Here is a 17,229-nt window from a genome sequence, read left to right as displayed (position 1 = left end):
ATTTTCATTAAAAGCTTCTACAGATGCTAAAAAGAAAGAAAGTCCAAAACAATTCAAATGTGATTCACTAAAGTATTTTTGAGGTGGTGAGACCCATTCTCCATTATATTTATATTCTATGGTGATACCATTAAGCTCATCTTCTTCACCAATAGTAACAATTTTTATTTCCTGAAATGGTTCGTCAGGGTTCATATACTGATAAAATCCATTTATTTTTTCGGAAAAAGTATTAATAAAATTTTCAAGACCCTCCTTCTGTTTTTTAACGAATTCATTATAAATTATCTCTAGGGATTTTCTCTGGTTTTCTAATTTTATACGTTCCTTTTCAAAGAATTTTATTTTTATAAAAGCATCCTTGGAAGCGGAAACATTAGAATAAACAACAGCTGAATTATCTTTTTCTTGAAGTTTTTTTATTTCTTTTATTCTATCTACTATCACAGATTGAAAATCGAAATCTGATATTTGAATTCCGATTGTATCACTATTTGGAATTTTATTTCCTGAGGTTACTTTTTCATTACTTGCTTGTAGGAATTTTTCTAACTTTTCCTTTAAAGCAATCGTCCCAGCTTGTATTGTTTTGTGCTCCTCACTCTTAATCAACTTTTCTAGTAATACATTATCCAGTCTTTTTATACGTTCTATTGCTATTGCTCCTACAGATTGCTTGGCTTTATCAAAACGTGCTTTTTTCTTAGAAGACTCTTCTATTTCTTTAAGCCGAGCAGCGATTTCCACGCGGAGGTCTTCAATATTTTTAGGTTGGAGGCAAAGCGGGCAAGTTTCTTCCTTGTGATATTTTTTTGCTAAAACTGTATCTCCGGTTTGTAGTAATTCTGCGAGAAAAGTTTGCATTATACTTTCGACATCTTCCGCTATTTTCTCGAATTCTTTATAGTATTTACCGTACTCTTTATTAATGAATTCAATTTCTGACTTCAAAGTATCTGTAACAGCTTTAACCTTTTCCAAAAAAGTTCGCTCTTCATTGAGTTTACCATTAGCACCTTTCATCAGATGTTCCAGAAGAAAATCAATATTCTCGATTTTCTTCACCTCAATACCAGTTTTTAAAGGGGCTACATTTTTATTTATTACTTCAATAAAATCTTCTTCCCTACTAATTGCAGCTCCAATTTTTTCAATAAGTATCGTTTTTTGAGTATTTATTTGAGCTTCAAAATTTTGGTTTTTTATTTCTGTTTTTAATGAGTTATAGCTTTTCCTTAATACATCCTTTTTTTTAGTAACTTCTGAAAAACCAATGATGTCTGATAAATACTTGAGTTTGTCGCCTTTAGTATTATCAATAAAATCCCTGAGATATTGATAACGTAGAAGTAAATTTTCCCTAGTAGAATCTTCAAGGTACTTCATAAATACTTCGGTTGTATTGGTAAACTCCGTACCAAGTTTACCACGCCTAACAAATAAGGATTTGGTTGCATTAAGACCCTCTCCTTTAGTATAAGAAACACTTACTTCAGATACATCTTGCTCAGTAAGTGTAGCATTTCTTAAAGCATCCTTTAAATCGATCTCACCACTTGACAAATGGGAAACCCTATTTGTATAAAACCATTCCAACGCATCAGAAATACTGCTTTTCCCGGTTCCATTGTCACCATAAAGCAAAAGAGATTTTCCAAGTAAAGGTAGTTCTAAGCTTTCTTTTGCCCCCCTAATTCCTTTAATTCTAATATTTTTAATCTTTATCGACATCCGTTTCTCTTAATGTTTGTAGTCCATTTTTGACATTTGTATCTGTTAACTTTCCGTCTTTATATAGTTCATTCAAGATTTGTGCGACTTTAGGATCAACATTTTCAATTTTATCTATATTTCCAAAGAAATCATCTAATATTTCTTTTCCTGATTTTACTTTTTCTTCCATAGTTTTTACTTAAAATATTTCCAATCGACTTTGAAGTTAGTGGTAAGCGAATTATTCAAAATTTCAAATCCTGTTTTATTATTACAAATGGGATAAACCCCATAATGCTCAACGAAATTCAAAATAAAATAGCTCTCCAAATCTTCTATCCTAAATTCCCATATATTTCGCAACATCTCAAAATTTATATAGGTAAACAAAAGAGGCTCAACTTGTCTATAACTTGATAACCCAATATTTTTAGACTTCCCATCGAAATGTCCACTTAATCTACTTCCAATACTGTTAGTCCTTTTTTCGCTCATACCGATATATAATAGTTTTGAAGTTTCAAATGGATATCGAATTTCGATAGATTGAGTAAAAATAAAATACAGTCCTGCAATACCATTTAAGGGCTTAATATTAGATTGAATAAACTCCTTAGGACTATCAAAATATATAGTTACTTCATTAGACATATCTTTTTTAAAACGCATTAAATTTATCACCCAAATAATGCTTTAGATTCCATTTTTTGGTAGTGTCCAAAGCTCTTTCCAACACGATTAATTTTTGGTCGGTATTTGTTTTAAAATACCCAACGGTTTCCTCTGCTAAACTTATATCTAAACAAATCAGGGTTTCCTTTTCGCCATCTGATGCCATAAAAATCTCATTCTCCTTAAATTGTTCCTGTTTCTCTAAGATATAGTTGAGTTTAAAACCGTTCTTTATTAAAATTTCGGTAATGAGTTCTTCCCGGTTAAAAGCAGAAACCAATTGGGCTTCTTTTTCGGTGATGTATTTTTTAAGCAAAGCCAAATTTTCTTCCTCTGACTTTTCCGGATCGGGAGCATATTCTACTCGTGGAAAATTAGATTTCACGAGTTTAAATACTTTAAAACCTAGCCCTTTTAATAATTCTTGTTTCTCCTTGTTTTCAGAGAATAAATCCGCTTCTTCCTTCTTCTTTTGAGTGATTATTTTTTCAACTATTCTTTTATTGCGTTCAATAGTGATATCGCTTAATTTTTTATAACCTGCTTTAAAAGCCTCGCTTTTTTCTTCAGCTGCCTCTGGAAACTGAACCAAAATGTAATTTCTTATCAAACCATCTTCTTCATTTAGTTCTTGTATCGCCTGTCCAGTAGTCCCAGAACCAGCGAAAAAATCAAGAAATATATCACCCTTATTAATAGGAATTGAATCAAATAGCAATTTGATTAATCTGCTAGGCTTGGGATATGAGAAGAAACTTTTCCCTTCAAAAAGTTTTTCAATTTCAATTCCTCCATCACTTTTAGTAGAAAGAATAGACCTAAGCAGAAATCGTTGGACTTCATCAAAATATGTTATTGAACTTGGCTGGGTATTTTCATCATTGCTAAACCAAATTCTGCCACAGAGAAAGCTTCCGTCGTGGAGTTCAGTAATATCTTGATACTTTCCATCTACAAAATTTGCCGCTTCATTAAAAGTATCTCTTTTCCACCTCCATCCCCGGTCTGGAACTTTGACGGGTTTGCCAGTTTTAGGATGTTTAACTGTATAATTTGGTCCAAAGGTATCAGCATTAGGCCAACTCATATTTATTTTACCCCATAATCTGTAATCAGCATTTAAAGAATTATATAAAGTAATCCCTCTATCAAAATCTCTTTTTTTATAAAGCCGCTTTATTTCCTTCTCAGCTTGTGCTATCGGTTTTTTCTGTTTTTTTAATTTAAATAACAGTCTATTAATCTCTTCAATTCCTCCCTTTTTCATCGTAAACTCGTGTTTTACACCCGAGTTTTTTACATAGAGTAATATATATTCGTGAATATTACCTATACCCTTATCGTTTTTAGGTATTCTCTTATTCCAAGTTATACATTCAATAAAATTTTCTTCTCCAAAAATATCATCACACAACTTTCTCAAGTGATGTATTTCACTATCGTCTAACGAGATAAATAAAACTCCATCTTCCTTTAGCAATTGCCGAGCAATAAGCAATCTACTGTACATCATATTCAGCCAATTACTATGAAAACGACCATCTGTTTCTGAATTCGTATCAATACTTACTCCATTCTCAGTCATTTCTGAATCCTCCCAATAAGACTTCACATCTTGTTTCCAAGTATCTCGATATACAAAATCTTTATCTTTATTATATGGCGGATCAATATAGATACACTTCACCTGCTCACGGTAACTTTTGCTGAGTAACTTGAGTACCTGTAGGTTTTCTCCTTCAATAATTAGATTCTCACTATTTTCTGGATTTACACTTCGGTCTTCATCATAAACAAGTGTAGCATCAGTGGGCGTAAAAGCTTCTCGTTTTGCCTTGCTCTTCCCAAACCAGCGAAATTCATAACGTTCGGTTTCACTTACGCTTTCGGGATCCACCACTTTTTTGAGTTCGTTGATATTTAGATTCCCTTCATTAGTGAACAAATCTGGCATCAGTTGTTTTAACTGCTGTAATCGCTCTCTATTCCAGTCGTGTGACTGTACTTTTTCCAATGGGTTTTCTATAGTTTCTTTACTATCGCTCATAACTATTCTTCAAGGTCTTTTTCAATAAATTGTTGAAGTTCTTCCTCACTTGGCAGGTACATTTGATATTTTGAGGCAAACAGGTTTTTCTTATCATTAAGTATCGAATATTTAGCCACCACATTATCGGTATCGGCACATAATAATATCCCGATTGTGGGATTATCGGTCTTCGATTTTTCACGCTCGTCAAACATTCGTACATACATATCCAGCTGCCCAATATCCTGATGGCTCAATTTTCCGCTTTTAATGTCAATCACTACAAAGCATTTCAAATGATAATTGTAAAATACCAGGTCAATAAAGAAATCTGAAGTCTCGGTTCGCACCAGTTTTTGCTGCGCTACGAAAGCAAAACCTTTACCCAATTCCAAGAGAAAAGTTTGTAAATGGGCAATAATAGCTTTTTCAATATCCTTTTCTTTATGTGTTAAATTGGCGGGAAGATCAAGAAATTCGAGTACATAAGGATTTTTAATAAAATCTAATTTGGATAACTCTTCTTTCTCTGAAGTAGTTTCCTCATTGGATTGGCTGGATAAAATGCGTTGGTAATATTGACTGCTAATGTTACGGTCAAGTTTTCGGGTACTCCAATGCTGGCTAATGGATTCCTTCAAATAAAACTCCCGTATATTTTCATTTTCCACACGTATTAATAAGCGATAATGAGACCAACTCAATTCGGGACGCACTGTGTCCCGAATTGGAAAACTCAGGTAAAATTGCCGAATCCTGCGTAACTCACGAGCATCAAAGCTTTTGCCAAAATCCTGACTTAGGTTTTGGGCTAGTTCCTTTAATAAATAAGTGCCGTATTCTGCCCTTTCGCTACCTTTCTGTTCCTCCTCTACAATACGTTGCCCAATCTTCCAGTATGCAAATACCATTGCCGAATTAACCGCCGTAGCAGCCTGTTTACGAGCTTGTTTTAAAATATCCCTTATATCTTGAAGAAGAGCGTTATGTAATTTACTGGGTTTCATTAATTTTTTATTCTTTTAGACCTGTTGCACTTTATTTATATCCTTTTGGGCTTCTGTTTTAAAATAATTATACTCTTTAACCGGAGCTTTATATTTTACATCTACCCCCAATGCCTCAAAATGTTTAAGCGCACATTTTATTTTATAAACTTCACTTTCTTTTAAAGACTTTATATCGTTGATATTGTTGGTGCCCTTTGTTTCAATTACAAAATAAAATTCACTTTCCACACCGTCTTTTAAATTTTTGCGTTTCATCACAATTCCGAAGTCTGGCTCGTATTCACCAATAGGTGTTTTGATTTTATAATAAGAAGGTAGTTTAAGAAAACAGATTACCTCATCATCGTTATCGGCAGTCAAAGCAAATTTGTGTTCCACTTCACTATCTACTAAGGTTTTGTCAAAAACCCCACGTTTTGGAGTTAATGTATAGCGTTTATCATCCAGTTGTTTGACAAAATCATCAAAATCAAAAGGAAAAGTTTCATTTGTTAGATGATAATCAAGACCACGTAACATTTCTTCGAGTTCAATATTCTTTATGAGTGCAGAAGCCCGGTGGATAAACTGAGGTGGATTTTTGGCAAAATGGCCGTGCTCAATATCCCGAATAATGGCAAAAGTAGTGGGATAACTCAAGCCAGTATTTTCGCTGAGTTCTTCCACCAAATCTAACGCAGTATAACTCGCTTTCAGTTTATAGCTTTCACTCCCTCCAAATTCATCTTTCAATTCTTCCTCTGAAATAGCACTAATAGATCGGCTATTCACCTCTGCCATATAATCGGCAATATCTATTTGATTGAGCGCTTCCCTGCTTCTCTCAATAAGGGCTTCTTCGTCAAAAGCTACGGTATAATTGGTTTTTTTAGCGAGCGCAGCCCAAAAACGTTTGAAAGCTTCATTGATATTCTCATTATCATTCCGCTTAAATCGAACTTCGTTTTGCGGTTTTCCCTTATGGGTATGTGTCATTCCAGCACCAGCAGTTTGTGTTCCATAAACTTCTTTTATTTCTTCTTGATATTGGGTTACAAAAGTTTCATACGTTTCATTTGGAATCACGGTAAGTTGATTGATACGTTCAGAGTCTGAAACATCCAGCTTGTCATAAATACGATCTCCTTTATTATCGACACATATACGCAGGCCTCTACCTATCTCCTGTCGCTTTTTAATTTCAGAATAAGAATTGCTCAAGGTAGCAATGTTGAAGATATTAGGATTATCCCACCCAACGCCCAAAGCGGAATGTGAAAAAATAAATTCGATTTTATTGGCCACACTATCACCATAATTGAGTAAGCCCTCTTTGTCTTTCAAGATCGCATCAAATACATCGCTGTTCTTACGCATCGAACTTTCGCTATCCGTAAATTCACCCTTGCCCGTTTTAGCAAAATATGAACCTTGAATATGTTCGATATGTTCGGCTGAAGGCTCTTGATTGTTGTGAAATTCAGGATAAAGCGTTTTATACTTTTCTATAAATATCCTTTTAATGACAGGATCATCGCTAACATAGTTAGCGACCTTATCAATAAAAATCAAGGAAAGACATTTAATACCTTGCTCCTGTAGTTTTTGTTTTTTGGTGAAATGTCGAATGATGAGCCATTCCAATTGCAATTCCCAAATGCTCTGGATATTACCGGATGCCTGCTTTTCTAATATTTCTGTTCCATTATAGAAAGTTACAGACCATTTTTGGGTACGGAGACTTTTATGAATGCGTTGTATCTTATAGTTCAGGTAACTTGGATTATTCGTTTTCTCTCCAAGATTATCACCCTCTTTTAACCAGGCTGTATTTCTAAATTGAATTTTCCCACTAGCCATTTGGTGCCAGGCTTTTATTTTAACCTTTGGATCGCCTTTTCCAAACTTAACTTCAGATAATTCAAGTTTTAAAGTAGCCTCATCGTTTTTTTCGGTAACGGTAAGCACTTCTATTTTCTTGACCAAACCATCCTTGTAACTATCATAAGGAGTTAAACGATACAGTTTGTTTTTGGAAACCTTATGCGTGGCAGAATATCTTAATTTGAAAAGGGGATTGAGCTTTTTGATCTGCTTAATAGAATTAGGGGTATCCATTCCTTCCTGAGGCTCATCCATTATAATAAAAGGATTTGTACGCCCGATTGCCTCAATAAAAGGAATATTGGCAAACAAATCTTCCCGTTGGGCTTGGTTCAAAATTTTATCTTCTGAATTAAAGGAAGCCAAGGTCATTATCATTATTTGAGGATGTTGTTCCTCAATAAAATTGGTTACCTTATTCAAACGCTTACTGTTATATTCAAAAGTCTTTGGAGTAAACCCGTATATTTCCTCTAATTGCGTATTGAAAGTATCTAAAGTATTGAGCACCCCTTGACGAATAGCGACAGAAGGAACTAGTATGATAAACTTGGTAAAACCGTAATGTTTGTAAAGCTCATAAATGGTTTTTAAATACACCAGGGTTTTTCCAGTCCCGGTTTCCATTTCAATGGTCAATTCGTGTTCGGGAGTTAATTTGGCGATTTCTTCAGCAATACCATTTTCTTGAATAATTGATTTTATATTCTTTTGAACTTCTTCCTCAGCGAGTGAAATTCTATTCGAGCGAATACCTTCATTACTGGAATTGTCAAAGGTATTTTTAACCGTGCCGTCAAAGACATCAACCACCGATTTAATGGCTGTTTGTTGATACGCTAATTCTTCTAACTTAATTCCCATTAATCTTTAATCTGCTTAGTATTATTCTTTTTTATTTTTTGCTCAGCGACCTTCAAAGCTTTTTCTCCTAATTCTTCATCTTGAATTTCATAAAGTATTCTTTCACTTAAGAATTGAACAATTAAATCTTCCTGATCCAAGTTTAATATTTTAGCTAACTGAACAATTTGTTCCTTTTTTGCCTTACGTTCTCCACGCTCAATTTTACTAAGGATAGCTGTATCAACATCCAAAAGAGCTGCTACTTGCCTAAGCAATAAGCCTTTTTCTTCTCTCTGCTTCCTCAATATTTCCCCAATGGAATTATTTTCTTTCATTTGACAACAATAAGTTGATAAAATTAACTTGACAATATTTGTCAATTAAAGCGAAAATTCCAATAGGGAGATACAAATTGTGTAAACGAGTTATTAACAAATTGAAATTGTTCTTGGTTTTACAATCAACAAAGGCTACCATAATTGCTGGGAAGGATTACATTTATATAAAATGTGATAAAAAAGGATTTTAAATAAAAATCACCCTATAGATCAAGTAATTACATTTAAAAAAGTCTTGTTTTATGACAAATAAAAATTTAAAGAGACTATTTATCTTCCTACCAATATCCCCCCACCTGAAATTAAATCATTCGTTGGAAAGAGATTATCAAAAGATTTAACCGCTAGTCCTCCTAATGGACAACTCTTAAAGCCTAAATAGTTTGATATTATTTGAATACAATAGAGTAAAGATCCTGCGTCCCTCCAGTACAAACTTTCAGCATATTCATACTTGGATTGTGTTTTTTTAGTTTGAATTGAAAACCATATCAAACAACAGTCCCCAACAGGAATGTTTTCATTTACTTCTGCAAAAAAAGATTGTTGTATTTCTCTAGGAATTGACAGTTCACTCAAAGAATGATCTATTGGGTTATAATAATGTAAAAAGCGTTTGCTCTCTGATGGAAGTGATACTAGAAGATCTATTGGATGACGACCACCAGCTGAAGGAACAGTTCTTTTGGAAATTAAAAATCCAGAATTATCAATATTTATGGTTTGAACTTTATTGCTGTAGTATAACAGTTCAGAAATATCTTCTAGCGAAATATGACCCAAATTCTGCGAGGATCTCCTTGTCAATAAAATATCTAAAAAATCACCCTCTCTTGCTTTAAAATCTCGATTTAGTTTAGTTTTTGTGCTAAATGGATATTTAAAAGGATGAAACTCATCATTAATATTTTTAGGTTTTGGACTTTTCATTAATCTAAGCCTAACATTTGAAGTGTATAAAGATATTTTTTACATCCATTACAATTCATACAAGGCTCATTTGCGGTATGACAGGAGTGAGCCCAATATAAAAGTGATGTAGGTAATTTCGCTTTTTTGATTAGTTCAACAGTGCTCATTTCAATACCAGGACACGTAATTTTTATTTGTCCTTCTTGATATTCGATTAATTTAGATAAATAATCATAAAATGTTCTAGTCCCATCTTTATGCGCATCATCTGTTGAAACAGAACCAATTATCAATTCTTTAATTCCTATACTAACACCTTTCATACAAGCTAAAGTAACCAACAATTGGTTTCTATATGGCCACCATTCCGTAATAGGTGAGATGCCCAAGGATTTACTCCCATTCATATCTCCTGAACCTAGTGCCGAACAATCTACTTTTATTATGTGGTGTTCAATATTCAACTGCTTTGAAATTTGTTCAGCTGCTTTTATTTCAGCATTAGCCGCCTTCTGTCCATAGTCAATGGTAATTGAATGAGCAGGTTTTTTCCAGTATGCCAAAGCAATGGAATCCATACCTCCTGATAATAATATTGCTAGATTATTCTTTTGCAAGCTCCCAGTATAATTTATAGATAGCCGTTGTAAAATCTCTTTCAATAATACAATTAGTTCCTTCTAACATTTTTAATGATTCTTCTCCTTCTTTTTGAACAAATGCAACTACTTTCTTTTTCTGACATATTGCATAACCTACTTCAAATAGGGTTCCAGAATCTAATCCATCAATTATAGCAAATACAATTTTCGATTCATCCAGTCCTTCTAAATCTTTGCAAACTACATCTTTGGCTTGTCCGTGTCCTACATCGTGAAAAGGCGAAAACACTTTTAGCCCAATGGATTTAAAAGTATTCCATACCTCATTGACTAACCATCGCTCACTAAAAGTAAAAAAAGGTCCAGCCAAATAAATTTGCTCAGAAGGAATTTTATCGATTAATAAACTTTTGAAGATAAAAGAGTCAAGACCTTTTTTTAATGACAAGTCTTGAGTATTACAATAGATAGCTGTTGCCTTACTTGCAAGAAGCGCACTGGATTTTAAACTAGCTCCATTAAACCAATTTTGTGCAAAGTAGGCAGAAAACACATCTCCAGAGCCAATTGGCCAAACTTTATTAGTTTCAAACACCGGGATTTTAACCGGGTCACTATTGTTTGATTCAAAAAGGAAAGCTCCTTTTGCCCCCATTTTTATAATCAGACCAAAGCACATTTCTGAATCAAAAAAGTAATTTTTTATATCTTCAATCTCAGTTTTTCCAGTCAATTTTTCAGCTTCCCCAAGATTTACAATGGTGATAAGTTTTTCAGCAGTAGACTCGGTAGCAGAAAATGGAATAGGATTAACAGGGGATTGAGGGTCATACACAACTTTTTTGCCTCTTACTATAATTGAAGCTTCTAATAATCCATATGCCAAAATATTATTCCCTTCTGCAGATATCGTTTTTGTAGTGGTACTATATACATCCGGCCTTGGTATAATTCTTGGGGTTTTTAGCGGATGATCGTAATGGAATTCTGGGCTTTTTTTAATTTCTGTTATATGAACATTAAGGTTTGTGTTTAGTTTTGTGTTATATTCTAAATGAGCTTCTATTTCTGTATCGGCACAGGTATAGAAGTCAATTACTTCAAAACCCCCATTTTCTATTAGCAGATTAACGGCTCGAAAACCAGATCCATATATATTTTCCCAAATTGGCTCAAAACAGATTTCCGTGTAAGTTCCGCCGACAACAATCATATGGAGCGAATTTGGATATTACACTGACCATCATTAATAGAAAGAACTTCGGCTTCATACACTGTACCTGATATTATACAATTAAGCAGCTTGACTTGTTCTCTAGAAATTATATTTCCTGCCAAAATACCTGCTTGATTTATAGCCTGTATAGGTCCCTGATCTGAGGCAATTGTAATCTCCAAGAGATCCCCCGGATTTAAAGCATTTATAACTTCTGCTTGTGGAGAAGCCAAATTTGTATTAATAACTAAACCTTCACAATTTTCATTCTGATTTGGTCTATTAACTGATGGTATACCTCCATCACCTGAACTTCCCGACATAAGAGTTAATTTTTATCATTAATTAGTTTTAAAACATTTCGATTAGCTTCTTTCATTTGCAGCCAAATAAGTGCATCCATCTTAGAAGGTTGCACATCCAACTCACAGCAGAATTGCAAAAATATTTTCTCTAATTTAACATAATCTTTTTGAATATCATAATATTTACTATAAAGACCCATAATTAAACAAGCCCTATAAATATGAATATCAATAATTGCTACATTCTCACTGTTCAGATAATTACGTGTAACCCAAGCCGCAGTCTTTGGCCCTATACCATTAATAGATAAGAGCCAATCCCTTAATTCAATATCATTATCTAGAGGAATTAACTTCAAATCATTTCTGTTCAGAAATTCTGTTATATATTTAGCTTTTTGGTTTGGAAATCTATAATGGACACTCTTCTCATTATTAACAAATGGCTCTTTTAAACTTGTAAGGATTTCTTCGTGAGTTATAGCTTCTTTTATTTGACGTCGCGTTTTCAATCTTTGAAATGCTGCCAATCCTATTTCAGATTTGAGTCCAAAACCTCCAAGAAGACAGGCTACAACTTCTTCAAGAATATTATCACCCAGACGATAATTAATATCGAATTTTTCATTTTCACTATACATTAAGTACTGAACCTTCCAATAGGCTGGAGTAAAAAGCTCTCCATAGTTACCCCATTTTATTCCTGGCATAAAATCCATAGTAGGCCTGGGTATAGTAGATATTTGTTTATTTATCCTTTCGAGAAGCGGAGTCTCTTCTATTACATCAAGTTCTTCAAACCTTAATTGATAATTCATACCCAATGGTTTATATTAAATTAAATTTATTTTACTGAAAATATTTCTTCAACAGAAACTTTAAAAAATTGAGCAATTCTTATGGCTAATTCCACAGAAGGTATTTTTTTTCCTCGCTCAATTGAATGTATTGTTTGTCTAGATACATTTACCTTTTCCGCTAAATCTTGCTGAGAAATATCAAGTTTTGCCCTCTCAACTCTAATCGTATTATCCATTTAAAAAAGCTGTCGAGAATTTCAATTCATCTTTCAAAAGTAAACTAAAGTAGTCAATATGACAACTTTAGTTATAATTATTTGAAATGGAGATTCTATTGATTATTGAATATCGACCTCGCCTCATCATAAACCCGCTCAAAATTAGTTTCTAAATCAGAGTGGGTTAGTTGCCTTGATTGGTCGGGAAGCCCTCGCTGAATCTGCTGTAATTTAAACTGTACCTTTTTATCCGTTCCATCAGTATAGGTAATAAACTCTCCCTGTTTTAATCTAAAGAACACATCAGCTCTAATTTTAGGGATTTCCTTTTCCCCGGTGGTAATTCGTGTATCAAAATCGAGGTTATGTCCACGACTAATACTTTTTGTAGGGTCTTTTATAATCTCAAAAAAGCGTTCATAATATTTTGCGGTATCCGGGTCATTGACCTTTCCAAAAAACTGATAAGAAAGATTGCTCAATATTGCCTTGCTCGCCTTATCACCATACATCATATCGTTTTGGATCTTGTCCTGCATCACGTAGACCGTAGAAATATTATAGCTCCGCAATGTTGCCGGAATACGGTGCATATTCAATAATCGAATAGTCGGCGCTTCTTCCATTAACAGGAAGGAAGGTTTGGAATTCCGCACACTCATTTGTTTGGTGATGGTATGGACAATGGTAGCAATGACTGGCGAATAGGAAGTCTCAAATTTTGGATTGTTAACGATTGAAATTACCGCAGGATTTTCTTCATTATTGATATTGAGCGGCACTTCATCTGCGGACAATGCCATAAAAATCCGTTGTGTACTAATACGTTTCAGCGCATTGGCCAAGGTACTTTTTACACCAGCGGTTTGTCGTTCCGAATCCTTGCCACTTATAAAAGCGTCTGCCATAGCCCTTGATGTGGTATTGGTTTCCAAAAACTGTATCAAGCTATCGGTGTCCAGATATTGATAAATGGCGATCAAGTGAGGAAGGGTACAGAATTGGGGATAGGTCGTTTTGAGTTTCCAAATCAATCCCCCGATCAATCCTTCGGCAGCATCGTTGAAAAATTTGGTAGTTCCTGTCGTACCCGATTCCCTTTGCTCCAATAAGTTCTCTATCAATACCCGGGAAACCTCGTTTACACTCTCCTCGTTCTCCAAATACCGGGGAGCAATAGGATTGACCCGATGGATGATTTTATCAAAGGAAATCACCTTAAAAGGGATATCTCCATCCTTAAAAAGTGGATAAGCCATTTCCGTGAGCTCAAAATCCTTGTAATCGTGGATGATTCCGCAAAAACCTTCCTTCCGGAAATGTTTCAGGAATCCATACACTACACTTTCGGTCTTTCCACTTCCCGCAGAACCTATAATGGATGCGCCGCGTTTGATATTGTCCAGTTTGAAGTTTCCTTTGGTAGTGACAAAATTGATTTGATATCTATCGTCGCCACTTTTTGGTACCTCCTTTTTATGTAAGAAAACATACAATGTCGTATTGATCAATAAAAGCGGACAGACCACATTCAATAAAATTAAAACCAAATTGTTCCAAGGTTGTAAAAAATAGGCCAGGGCAAACAACAAAAGGCCGTTTGCAAGAAATGCATATCTTGATATATGATACAATCCATAAAATAAAGCACTGGCCAGACCAATGGTTAAAAGAGCGATAAAAAGGTTGTCTATTTGCATACGTTCGGATTAAATGCCTATGGAACTTGATTTAATGGCCACTTCCACGCCCCTGCGCAGTCGGTTGAATACCTTCATTGCCAATTGCGCCTGTGTTACCGGAATGTTTGGCAGCATTGGAACACCACTTTCCTTCATCATTTTAAAGGCAATCGCCTTTTCATTGGTGGGTAATTTCATCAGCGAGGCAAAATAAACTTTCGGATTCTTTATAAAATCCTTTCGAGCTTTGTAGGTCTCAGCGAAGTTTCTTTGATAACCAAAAGTCCTGTCAAAGGTCTTTTCCGCACGTTCAAAAAATTTATCACGGTCAAAGCCTCTTCTTACGGTCTTACCGTGCATCTTGACTTCCGATGCCTTATGCTTGCTCCCTGGTGAAATACTAAAGGTATTGGATGCATCCTTTCGGCTTACAATAATGTGAATATGGCTTTGGTTTCCTGCCTTTGGCATTCCCTGGACAATTCGCTTCCCATCCTGTTGGTGCGGTGCTTCCTTTTCCAATCGTTCTATTTTATGCTGTAATAATTTAATATTGCCTTCAGTACGACCTTCTTCAATCCTTCTGATTTCGGTTTTAAGCTGCAATATTTTGGTGGCATAAGGCTGATTTTCCTTGATCTGCCAATCCGTTCCCTTTAAGGTGCGTTGGTGTTCAATTTTTGCGTAATATTTTATATCATCGATGGTAATGGGTCTTCCGTTGATTTCACGGTTAAAGGAAGCTACATAATCCTTCATCAGCTCACGGGTGTATCTTTTTAAATCTTCACTATTGTTCTGTAACCGGTTCAGTTCGTATTTGGAAGGGCTGACCGTAATGGAATAGAATTTCGGTTCGGTCTTTTTGAGTTTGGCACCGTTGCCATCGATATCCTTAACCACTTCTTCTGCGGAAATCTTATCTCCATATTGATTGAAAAAGTATTCCATTTCTTCCTGTTCCAGACCTTGGTTTTCTTTCTCTAGATAACTGACAAAATCGCCTGAACTTTGTGAAAAATTCCCTCCCAGTTTTTGAGGTGTGATGGTGATATACATAGCTCAAAAATTTAGAGTTTGTTAGTATGGTTTTGCTTTTCCTGAAATCTTACTTTAGATTTTTCTTCGACCGTTTTCTTTTCCAAAATCAAAGGTTTTTTTGAAGGTTCGTTCGTCTGGAAAAGGGATTCTAACATTGCTACGGTGGGTTTGGTCTGGCTCTTTTCCATATCCCTCATAATGGCGATGACCGCATTGATACGTTTCTTTAGGGAAGATTCGATCGTCCTTCCGGTAGGCCCCAATTTTTCCTTTGGGGAAATCTCATTGTAGAAGAAAAAGTCGAGCATTGTTTCCAATGCTTCGGTGTGTGATTTGAAGTGTGTTCTTGAAAATTCCTGAAAACGTTTTGCCGTTTCCTTTTTGAACCTGATGCCGATAAATGAGTCCATAATTCGCCGATTTGTAGCAAATCCTTCCCTAAAAATGGGCGTTCACAGGGCATTTGTCGCAAATTGTAGGAGGTCGAGAATTTTGTCTTTTTTCAAATTACTGAATATCAGTAATTTGAAAATCAAAAGGAGTGCTAAACATCGCATCGCGTGTTACCCTCTTGCTACTCCTTTTCGTTCGCCCCAGGCGAACAAAATTCCGTACAATTTGGATCAAAATCCAATTGCCATTTTGAGGAAAATAATTTCCTGTTATTTGATTTTTCGATGGGTACGGTTATCGGCGAAAGTCAAAAAAAGGATAACCCTACGTAAAATTGAATGCTGAATTTCAGCGAAATAAAGATAATGATTTTTATTGAATTGAAATTAATTGAACAAAAAAACACCTCTAAAAATTTAGAGGTGCTTGACTATAAAGTCTAGAGATTTAAATGTTGAATATGAAAGTATAGGAATATAAATTTCGCAAGGCTTCTTCCTCTACCATCGTCTCTAAGCAGGTATAATTTTCTCTTACGTATTTACGGATATCATCCCCAAATTTTCGTTCCACATCCTTTTTGGAATTTTCCAAAAGTCGGTTTTGAGCCTCTTCGCTTAAGTCTGAAAAATTAAGATAAATCATAAGCTTTTACTTTAAAGGATTCCTTCATCGGCAAAACTGAAATAATTTCCATCAGGTATCAGGATCAAATGGTCTAAAACCTTGATATCAAAAAGCTTCCCAGCCTTTTTAATTTTCTCGGTCAGGTTTTTATCCGCTTCACTAGGTTTTAAAGTGCCACTCGGGTGGTTGTGAAGTAAAATTACTGCGGTTGTCAAGCTCTTTAAGAGTACGGCAAACAGGATGCGGACATCCACTAAAGTACCTGTGATACCTCCGTTTGAAACCTCATAAATTCCTTTTACCTTATTGGCGTTGTTGAGCAACATTATTTTAAAGGTCTCGTGCAGTTCAATTGTTTCTTTGTTCCATTGGCTGAAGGCTAAATCTGCGGCACTTTGGGAACAGGTTATCTTGGGAAGCAAATTTGCTTTTAAACTTCCACTATAACTTATCGCTATTTCATTAACTTTGCTTTTCATTATTAGCTTATTAAAAGGGTTAATAATTAAAAGAGGGCGCAACTTTCGAGAGGAACGCCCTCTTAAATTTTGAGGATTACTTATCATTTTTATTTCCAAGCAAAAGAACTTCCTTTGCTTCCACTTCGGTTACATAGCGTTGGTTTCCGTCATCGGTGGTATAGGTACGAGTTCTCAATTTTCCCGTAAGGGCTATTTCCTTTCCCTTGCCTACATAATTGTCGATAATCTCGGCTGTCTTGCCCCAGGCTACAACGGTGTGCCAGTCGGTGGACTGTACTTTTTCGCCCTTGTTGTTTTTGTAGTTTTCATTTGTGGCGATTGAAAAACGGGCTACTTTTTTTCCGCTTTCAAGGTTGGTAATGGTTGGTTCTTGCCCAACGTTTCCGATTAACTGTACGTGATTTTTTAAAGTACTCATAATAAAAGAATTAAAGATTAATAATGCTATCCGAACCATTCGGACAGTTTGCGTTTCTATTT

General features: G+C 35.1%; 19 protein-coding genes. All 19 read right to left on the bottom strand.

Features of this window, described 5'->3' with window-relative positions; genetic code table 11:
• Positions 1-1,731 (bottom strand): AAA family ATPase (locus RM549_RS16895; RefSeq protein ID WP_311686952.1); only part of this gene is annotated, 1,731 nt, incomplete at its 3' end.
• Positions 1,715-1,903, bottom strand: coding sequence for a longin-like domain-containing protein (locus RM549_RS16890; RefSeq protein ID WP_311686947.1), 189 nt, complete (start codon positions 1,901-1,903; stop codon positions 1,715-1,717). The genes RM549_RS16890 and RM549_RS16895, both read right to left, overlap by 17 nt.
• Before the next feature lie 5 nt (positions 1,904-1,908).
• Positions 1,909-2,364 (bottom strand): hypothetical protein, encoded by a 456-nt coding sequence (locus tag RM549_RS16885; protein WP_311686945.1) that lies wholly within the window; start codon positions 2,362-2,364, stop codon positions 1,909-1,911.
• 7 nt (positions 2,365-2,371) lie between these two features.
• Positions 2,372-4,432, bottom strand: a complete 2,061-nt coding sequence (locus tag RM549_RS16880; RefSeq protein ID WP_311686943.1) for a site-specific DNA-methyltransferase — start codon at positions 4,430-4,432, stop codon at positions 2,372-2,374.
• A 2-nt stretch (positions 4,433-4,434) separates the two neighbouring features.
• Positions 4,435-5,421, bottom strand: coding sequence for a PDDEXK nuclease domain-containing protein (locus tag RM549_RS16875; RefSeq protein ID WP_311686942.1), 987 nt, complete (start codon positions 5,419-5,421; stop codon positions 4,435-4,437).
• Positions 5,422-5,436: 15 nt separating this feature from the next.
• Complete coding sequence (locus RM549_RS16870; RefSeq protein WP_311686940.1) at positions 5,437-8,151, bottom strand: restriction endonuclease; 2,715 nt, start codon at positions 8,149-8,151, stop codon at positions 5,437-5,439.
• Positions 8,151-8,468, bottom strand: a complete 318-nt coding sequence (locus tag RM549_RS16865; RefSeq protein WP_311686938.1) for a helix-turn-helix domain-containing protein — start codon at positions 8,466-8,468, stop codon at positions 8,151-8,153. The genes RM549_RS16870 and RM549_RS16865 overlap by 1 nt, the downstream gene beginning before the upstream one ends.
• Positions 8,469-8,741: 273 nt before the next feature.
• Positions 8,742-9,401, bottom strand: coding sequence for a nitroreductase family protein (locus RM549_RS16860; protein ID WP_311686937.1), 660 nt, complete (start codon positions 9,399-9,401; stop codon positions 8,742-8,744).
• Positions 9,401-10,000, bottom strand: coding sequence for a 7-cyano-7-deazaguanine synthase (locus tag RM549_RS16855; RefSeq protein ID WP_311686935.1), 600 nt, complete (start codon positions 9,998-10,000; stop codon positions 9,401-9,403). Before RM549_RS16855 ends, RM549_RS16860 begins: the two co-directional genes overlap by 1 nt.
• Positions 9,987-11,198: a PfkB family carbohydrate kinase gene (locus RM549_RS16850; protein WP_311686933.1), complete on the bottom strand. Its 1,212-nt coding sequence runs from the start codon at positions 11,196-11,198 to the stop codon at positions 9,987-9,989. Before RM549_RS16850 ends, RM549_RS16855 begins: the two co-directional genes overlap by 14 nt.
• Complete coding sequence (locus RM549_RS16845; RefSeq protein ID WP_311686931.1) at positions 11,195-11,524, bottom strand: hypothetical protein; 330 nt, start codon at positions 11,522-11,524, stop codon at positions 11,195-11,197. The genes RM549_RS16850 and RM549_RS16845 overlap by 4 nt, the downstream gene beginning before the upstream one ends.
• A 5-nt stretch (positions 11,525-11,529) precedes the next feature.
• Positions 11,530-12,324: an 8-oxoguanine DNA glycosylase gene (locus RM549_RS16840; protein ID WP_311686929.1), complete on the bottom strand. Its 795-nt coding sequence runs from the start codon at positions 12,322-12,324 to the stop codon at positions 11,530-11,532.
• A gap of 26 nt (positions 12,325-12,350) precedes the next feature.
• On the bottom strand, positions 12,351-12,542 hold the full coding sequence (locus RM549_RS16835; RefSeq protein ID WP_311686927.1) for a helix-turn-helix transcriptional regulator: 192 nt from the start codon (positions 12,540-12,542) through the stop codon (positions 12,351-12,353).
• Between the two features lie 95 nt (positions 12,543-12,637).
• Positions 12,638-14,224, bottom strand: coding sequence for a type IV secretory system conjugative DNA transfer family protein (locus RM549_RS16830; RefSeq protein WP_311686926.1), 1,587 nt, complete (start codon positions 14,222-14,224; stop codon positions 12,638-12,640).
• A gap of 9 nt (positions 14,225-14,233) precedes the next feature.
• The gene (gene mobB / locus RM549_RS16825; protein WP_311686924.1) at positions 14,234-15,265 is read right to left on the bottom strand and encodes a MobB family relaxase; all 1,032 of its coding nucleotides are present in this window, start codon (positions 15,263-15,265) and stop codon (positions 14,234-14,236) included.
• 11 nt (positions 15,266-15,276) lie between these two features.
• A complete protein-coding gene (locus tag RM549_RS16820) occupies positions 15,277-15,657 on the bottom strand; it encodes a BfmA/BtgA family mobilization protein (protein ID WP_311686922.1) in 381 nt (126 codons plus the stop codon).
• 430 nt (positions 15,658-16,087) lie between these two features.
• The gene (locus RM549_RS16815; RefSeq protein ID WP_311686920.1) at positions 16,088-16,285 is read right to left on the bottom strand and encodes a hypothetical protein; all 198 of its coding nucleotides are present in this window, start codon (positions 16,283-16,285) and stop codon (positions 16,088-16,090) included.
• An 11-nt stretch (positions 16,286-16,296) separates the two neighbouring features.
• Positions 16,297-16,746 carry a JAB domain-containing protein gene (locus RM549_RS16810; protein WP_311686918.1) on the bottom strand — a complete coding sequence of 150 codons (450 nt, stop codon included), beginning with the start codon at positions 16,744-16,746 and terminating at the stop codon, positions 16,297-16,299.
• A gap of 76 nt (positions 16,747-16,822) precedes the next feature.
• On the bottom strand, positions 16,823-17,167 hold the full coding sequence (locus tag RM549_RS16805) for a single-stranded DNA-binding protein (RefSeq protein ID WP_311686916.1): 345 nt from the start codon (positions 17,165-17,167) through the stop codon (positions 16,823-16,825).
• Positions 17,168-17,229: the final 62 nt, after the last annotated feature.

It is taken from the genome of Autumnicola patrickiae (genome assembly GCF_031846525.1).
Classification (GTDB): domain Bacteria; phylum Bacteroidota; class Bacteroidia; order Flavobacteriales; family Flavobacteriaceae; genus Autumnicola; species Autumnicola patrickiae.
Note: the sequence above shows the minus strand (reverse complement) of the source record. Positions and strands in the feature narration are given on the sequence as shown.

Bases quoted from the DNA above. Each gene is read 5' to 3' on its own strand.
- RM549_RS16890 (WP_311686947.1), bottom strand. From the start codon at position 1,903: ATGGAAGAAAAAGTAAAATCAGGAAAAGAAATATTAGATGATTTCTTT.
- RM549_RS16885 (WP_311686945.1), bottom strand. From the start codon at position 2,364: ATGTCTAATGAAGTAACTATATATTTTGATAGTCCTAAGGAGTTTATT.
- RM549_RS16880 (WP_311686943.1), bottom strand. From the start codon at position 4,432: ATGAGCGATAGTAAAGAAACTATAGAAAACCCATTGGAAAAAGTACAG.
- RM549_RS16875 (WP_311686942.1), bottom strand. From the start codon at position 5,421: ATGAAACCCAGTAAATTACATAACGCTCTTCTTCAAGATATAAGGGAT.
- RM549_RS16870 (WP_311686940.1), bottom strand. From the start codon at position 8,151: ATGGGAATTAAGTTAGAAGAATTAGCGTATCAACAAACAGCCATTAAA.
- RM549_RS16865 (WP_311686938.1), bottom strand. From the start codon at position 8,468: ATGAAAGAAAATAATTCCATTGGGGAAATATTGAGGAAGCAGAGAGAA.
- RM549_RS16860 (WP_311686937.1), bottom strand. From the start codon at position 9,401: ATGAAAAGTCCAAAACCTAAAAATATTAATGATGAGTTTCATCCTTTT.
- RM549_RS16850 (WP_311686933.1), bottom strand. From the start codon at position 11,198: ATGATTGTTGTCGGCGGAACTTACACGGAAATCTGTTTTGAGCCAATT.
- RM549_RS16845 (WP_311686931.1), bottom strand. From the start codon at position 11,524: ATGTCGGGAAGTTCAGGTGATGGAGGTATACCATCAGTTAATAGACCA.
- RM549_RS16840 (WP_311686929.1), bottom strand. From the start codon at position 12,324: ATGAATTATCAATTAAGGTTTGAAGAACTTGATGTAATAGAAGAGACT.
- RM549_RS16835 (WP_311686927.1), bottom strand. From the start codon at position 12,542: ATGGATAATACGATTAGAGTTGAGAGGGCAAAACTTGATATTTCTCAG.
- RM549_RS16830 (WP_311686926.1), bottom strand. From the start codon at position 14,224: ATGCAAATAGACAACCTTTTTATCGCTCTTTTAACCATTGGTCTGGCC.
- mobB (WP_311686924.1), bottom strand. From the start codon at position 15,265: ATGTATATCACCATCACACCTCAAAAACTGGGAGGGAATTTTTCACAA.
- RM549_RS16820 (WP_311686922.1), bottom strand. From the start codon at position 15,657: ATGGACTCATTTATCGGCATCAGGTTCAAAAAGGAAACGGCAAAACGT.
- RM549_RS16815 (WP_311686920.1), bottom strand. From the start codon at position 16,285: ATGATTTATCTTAATTTTTCAGACTTAAGCGAAGAGGCTCAAAACCGA.
- RM549_RS16810 (WP_311686918.1), bottom strand. From the start codon at position 16,746: ATGAAAAGCAAAGTTAATGAAATAGCGATAAGTTATAGTGGAAGTTTA.
- RM549_RS16805 (WP_311686916.1), bottom strand. From the start codon at position 17,167: ATGAGTACTTTAAAAAATCACGTACAGTTAATCGGAAACGTTGGGCAA.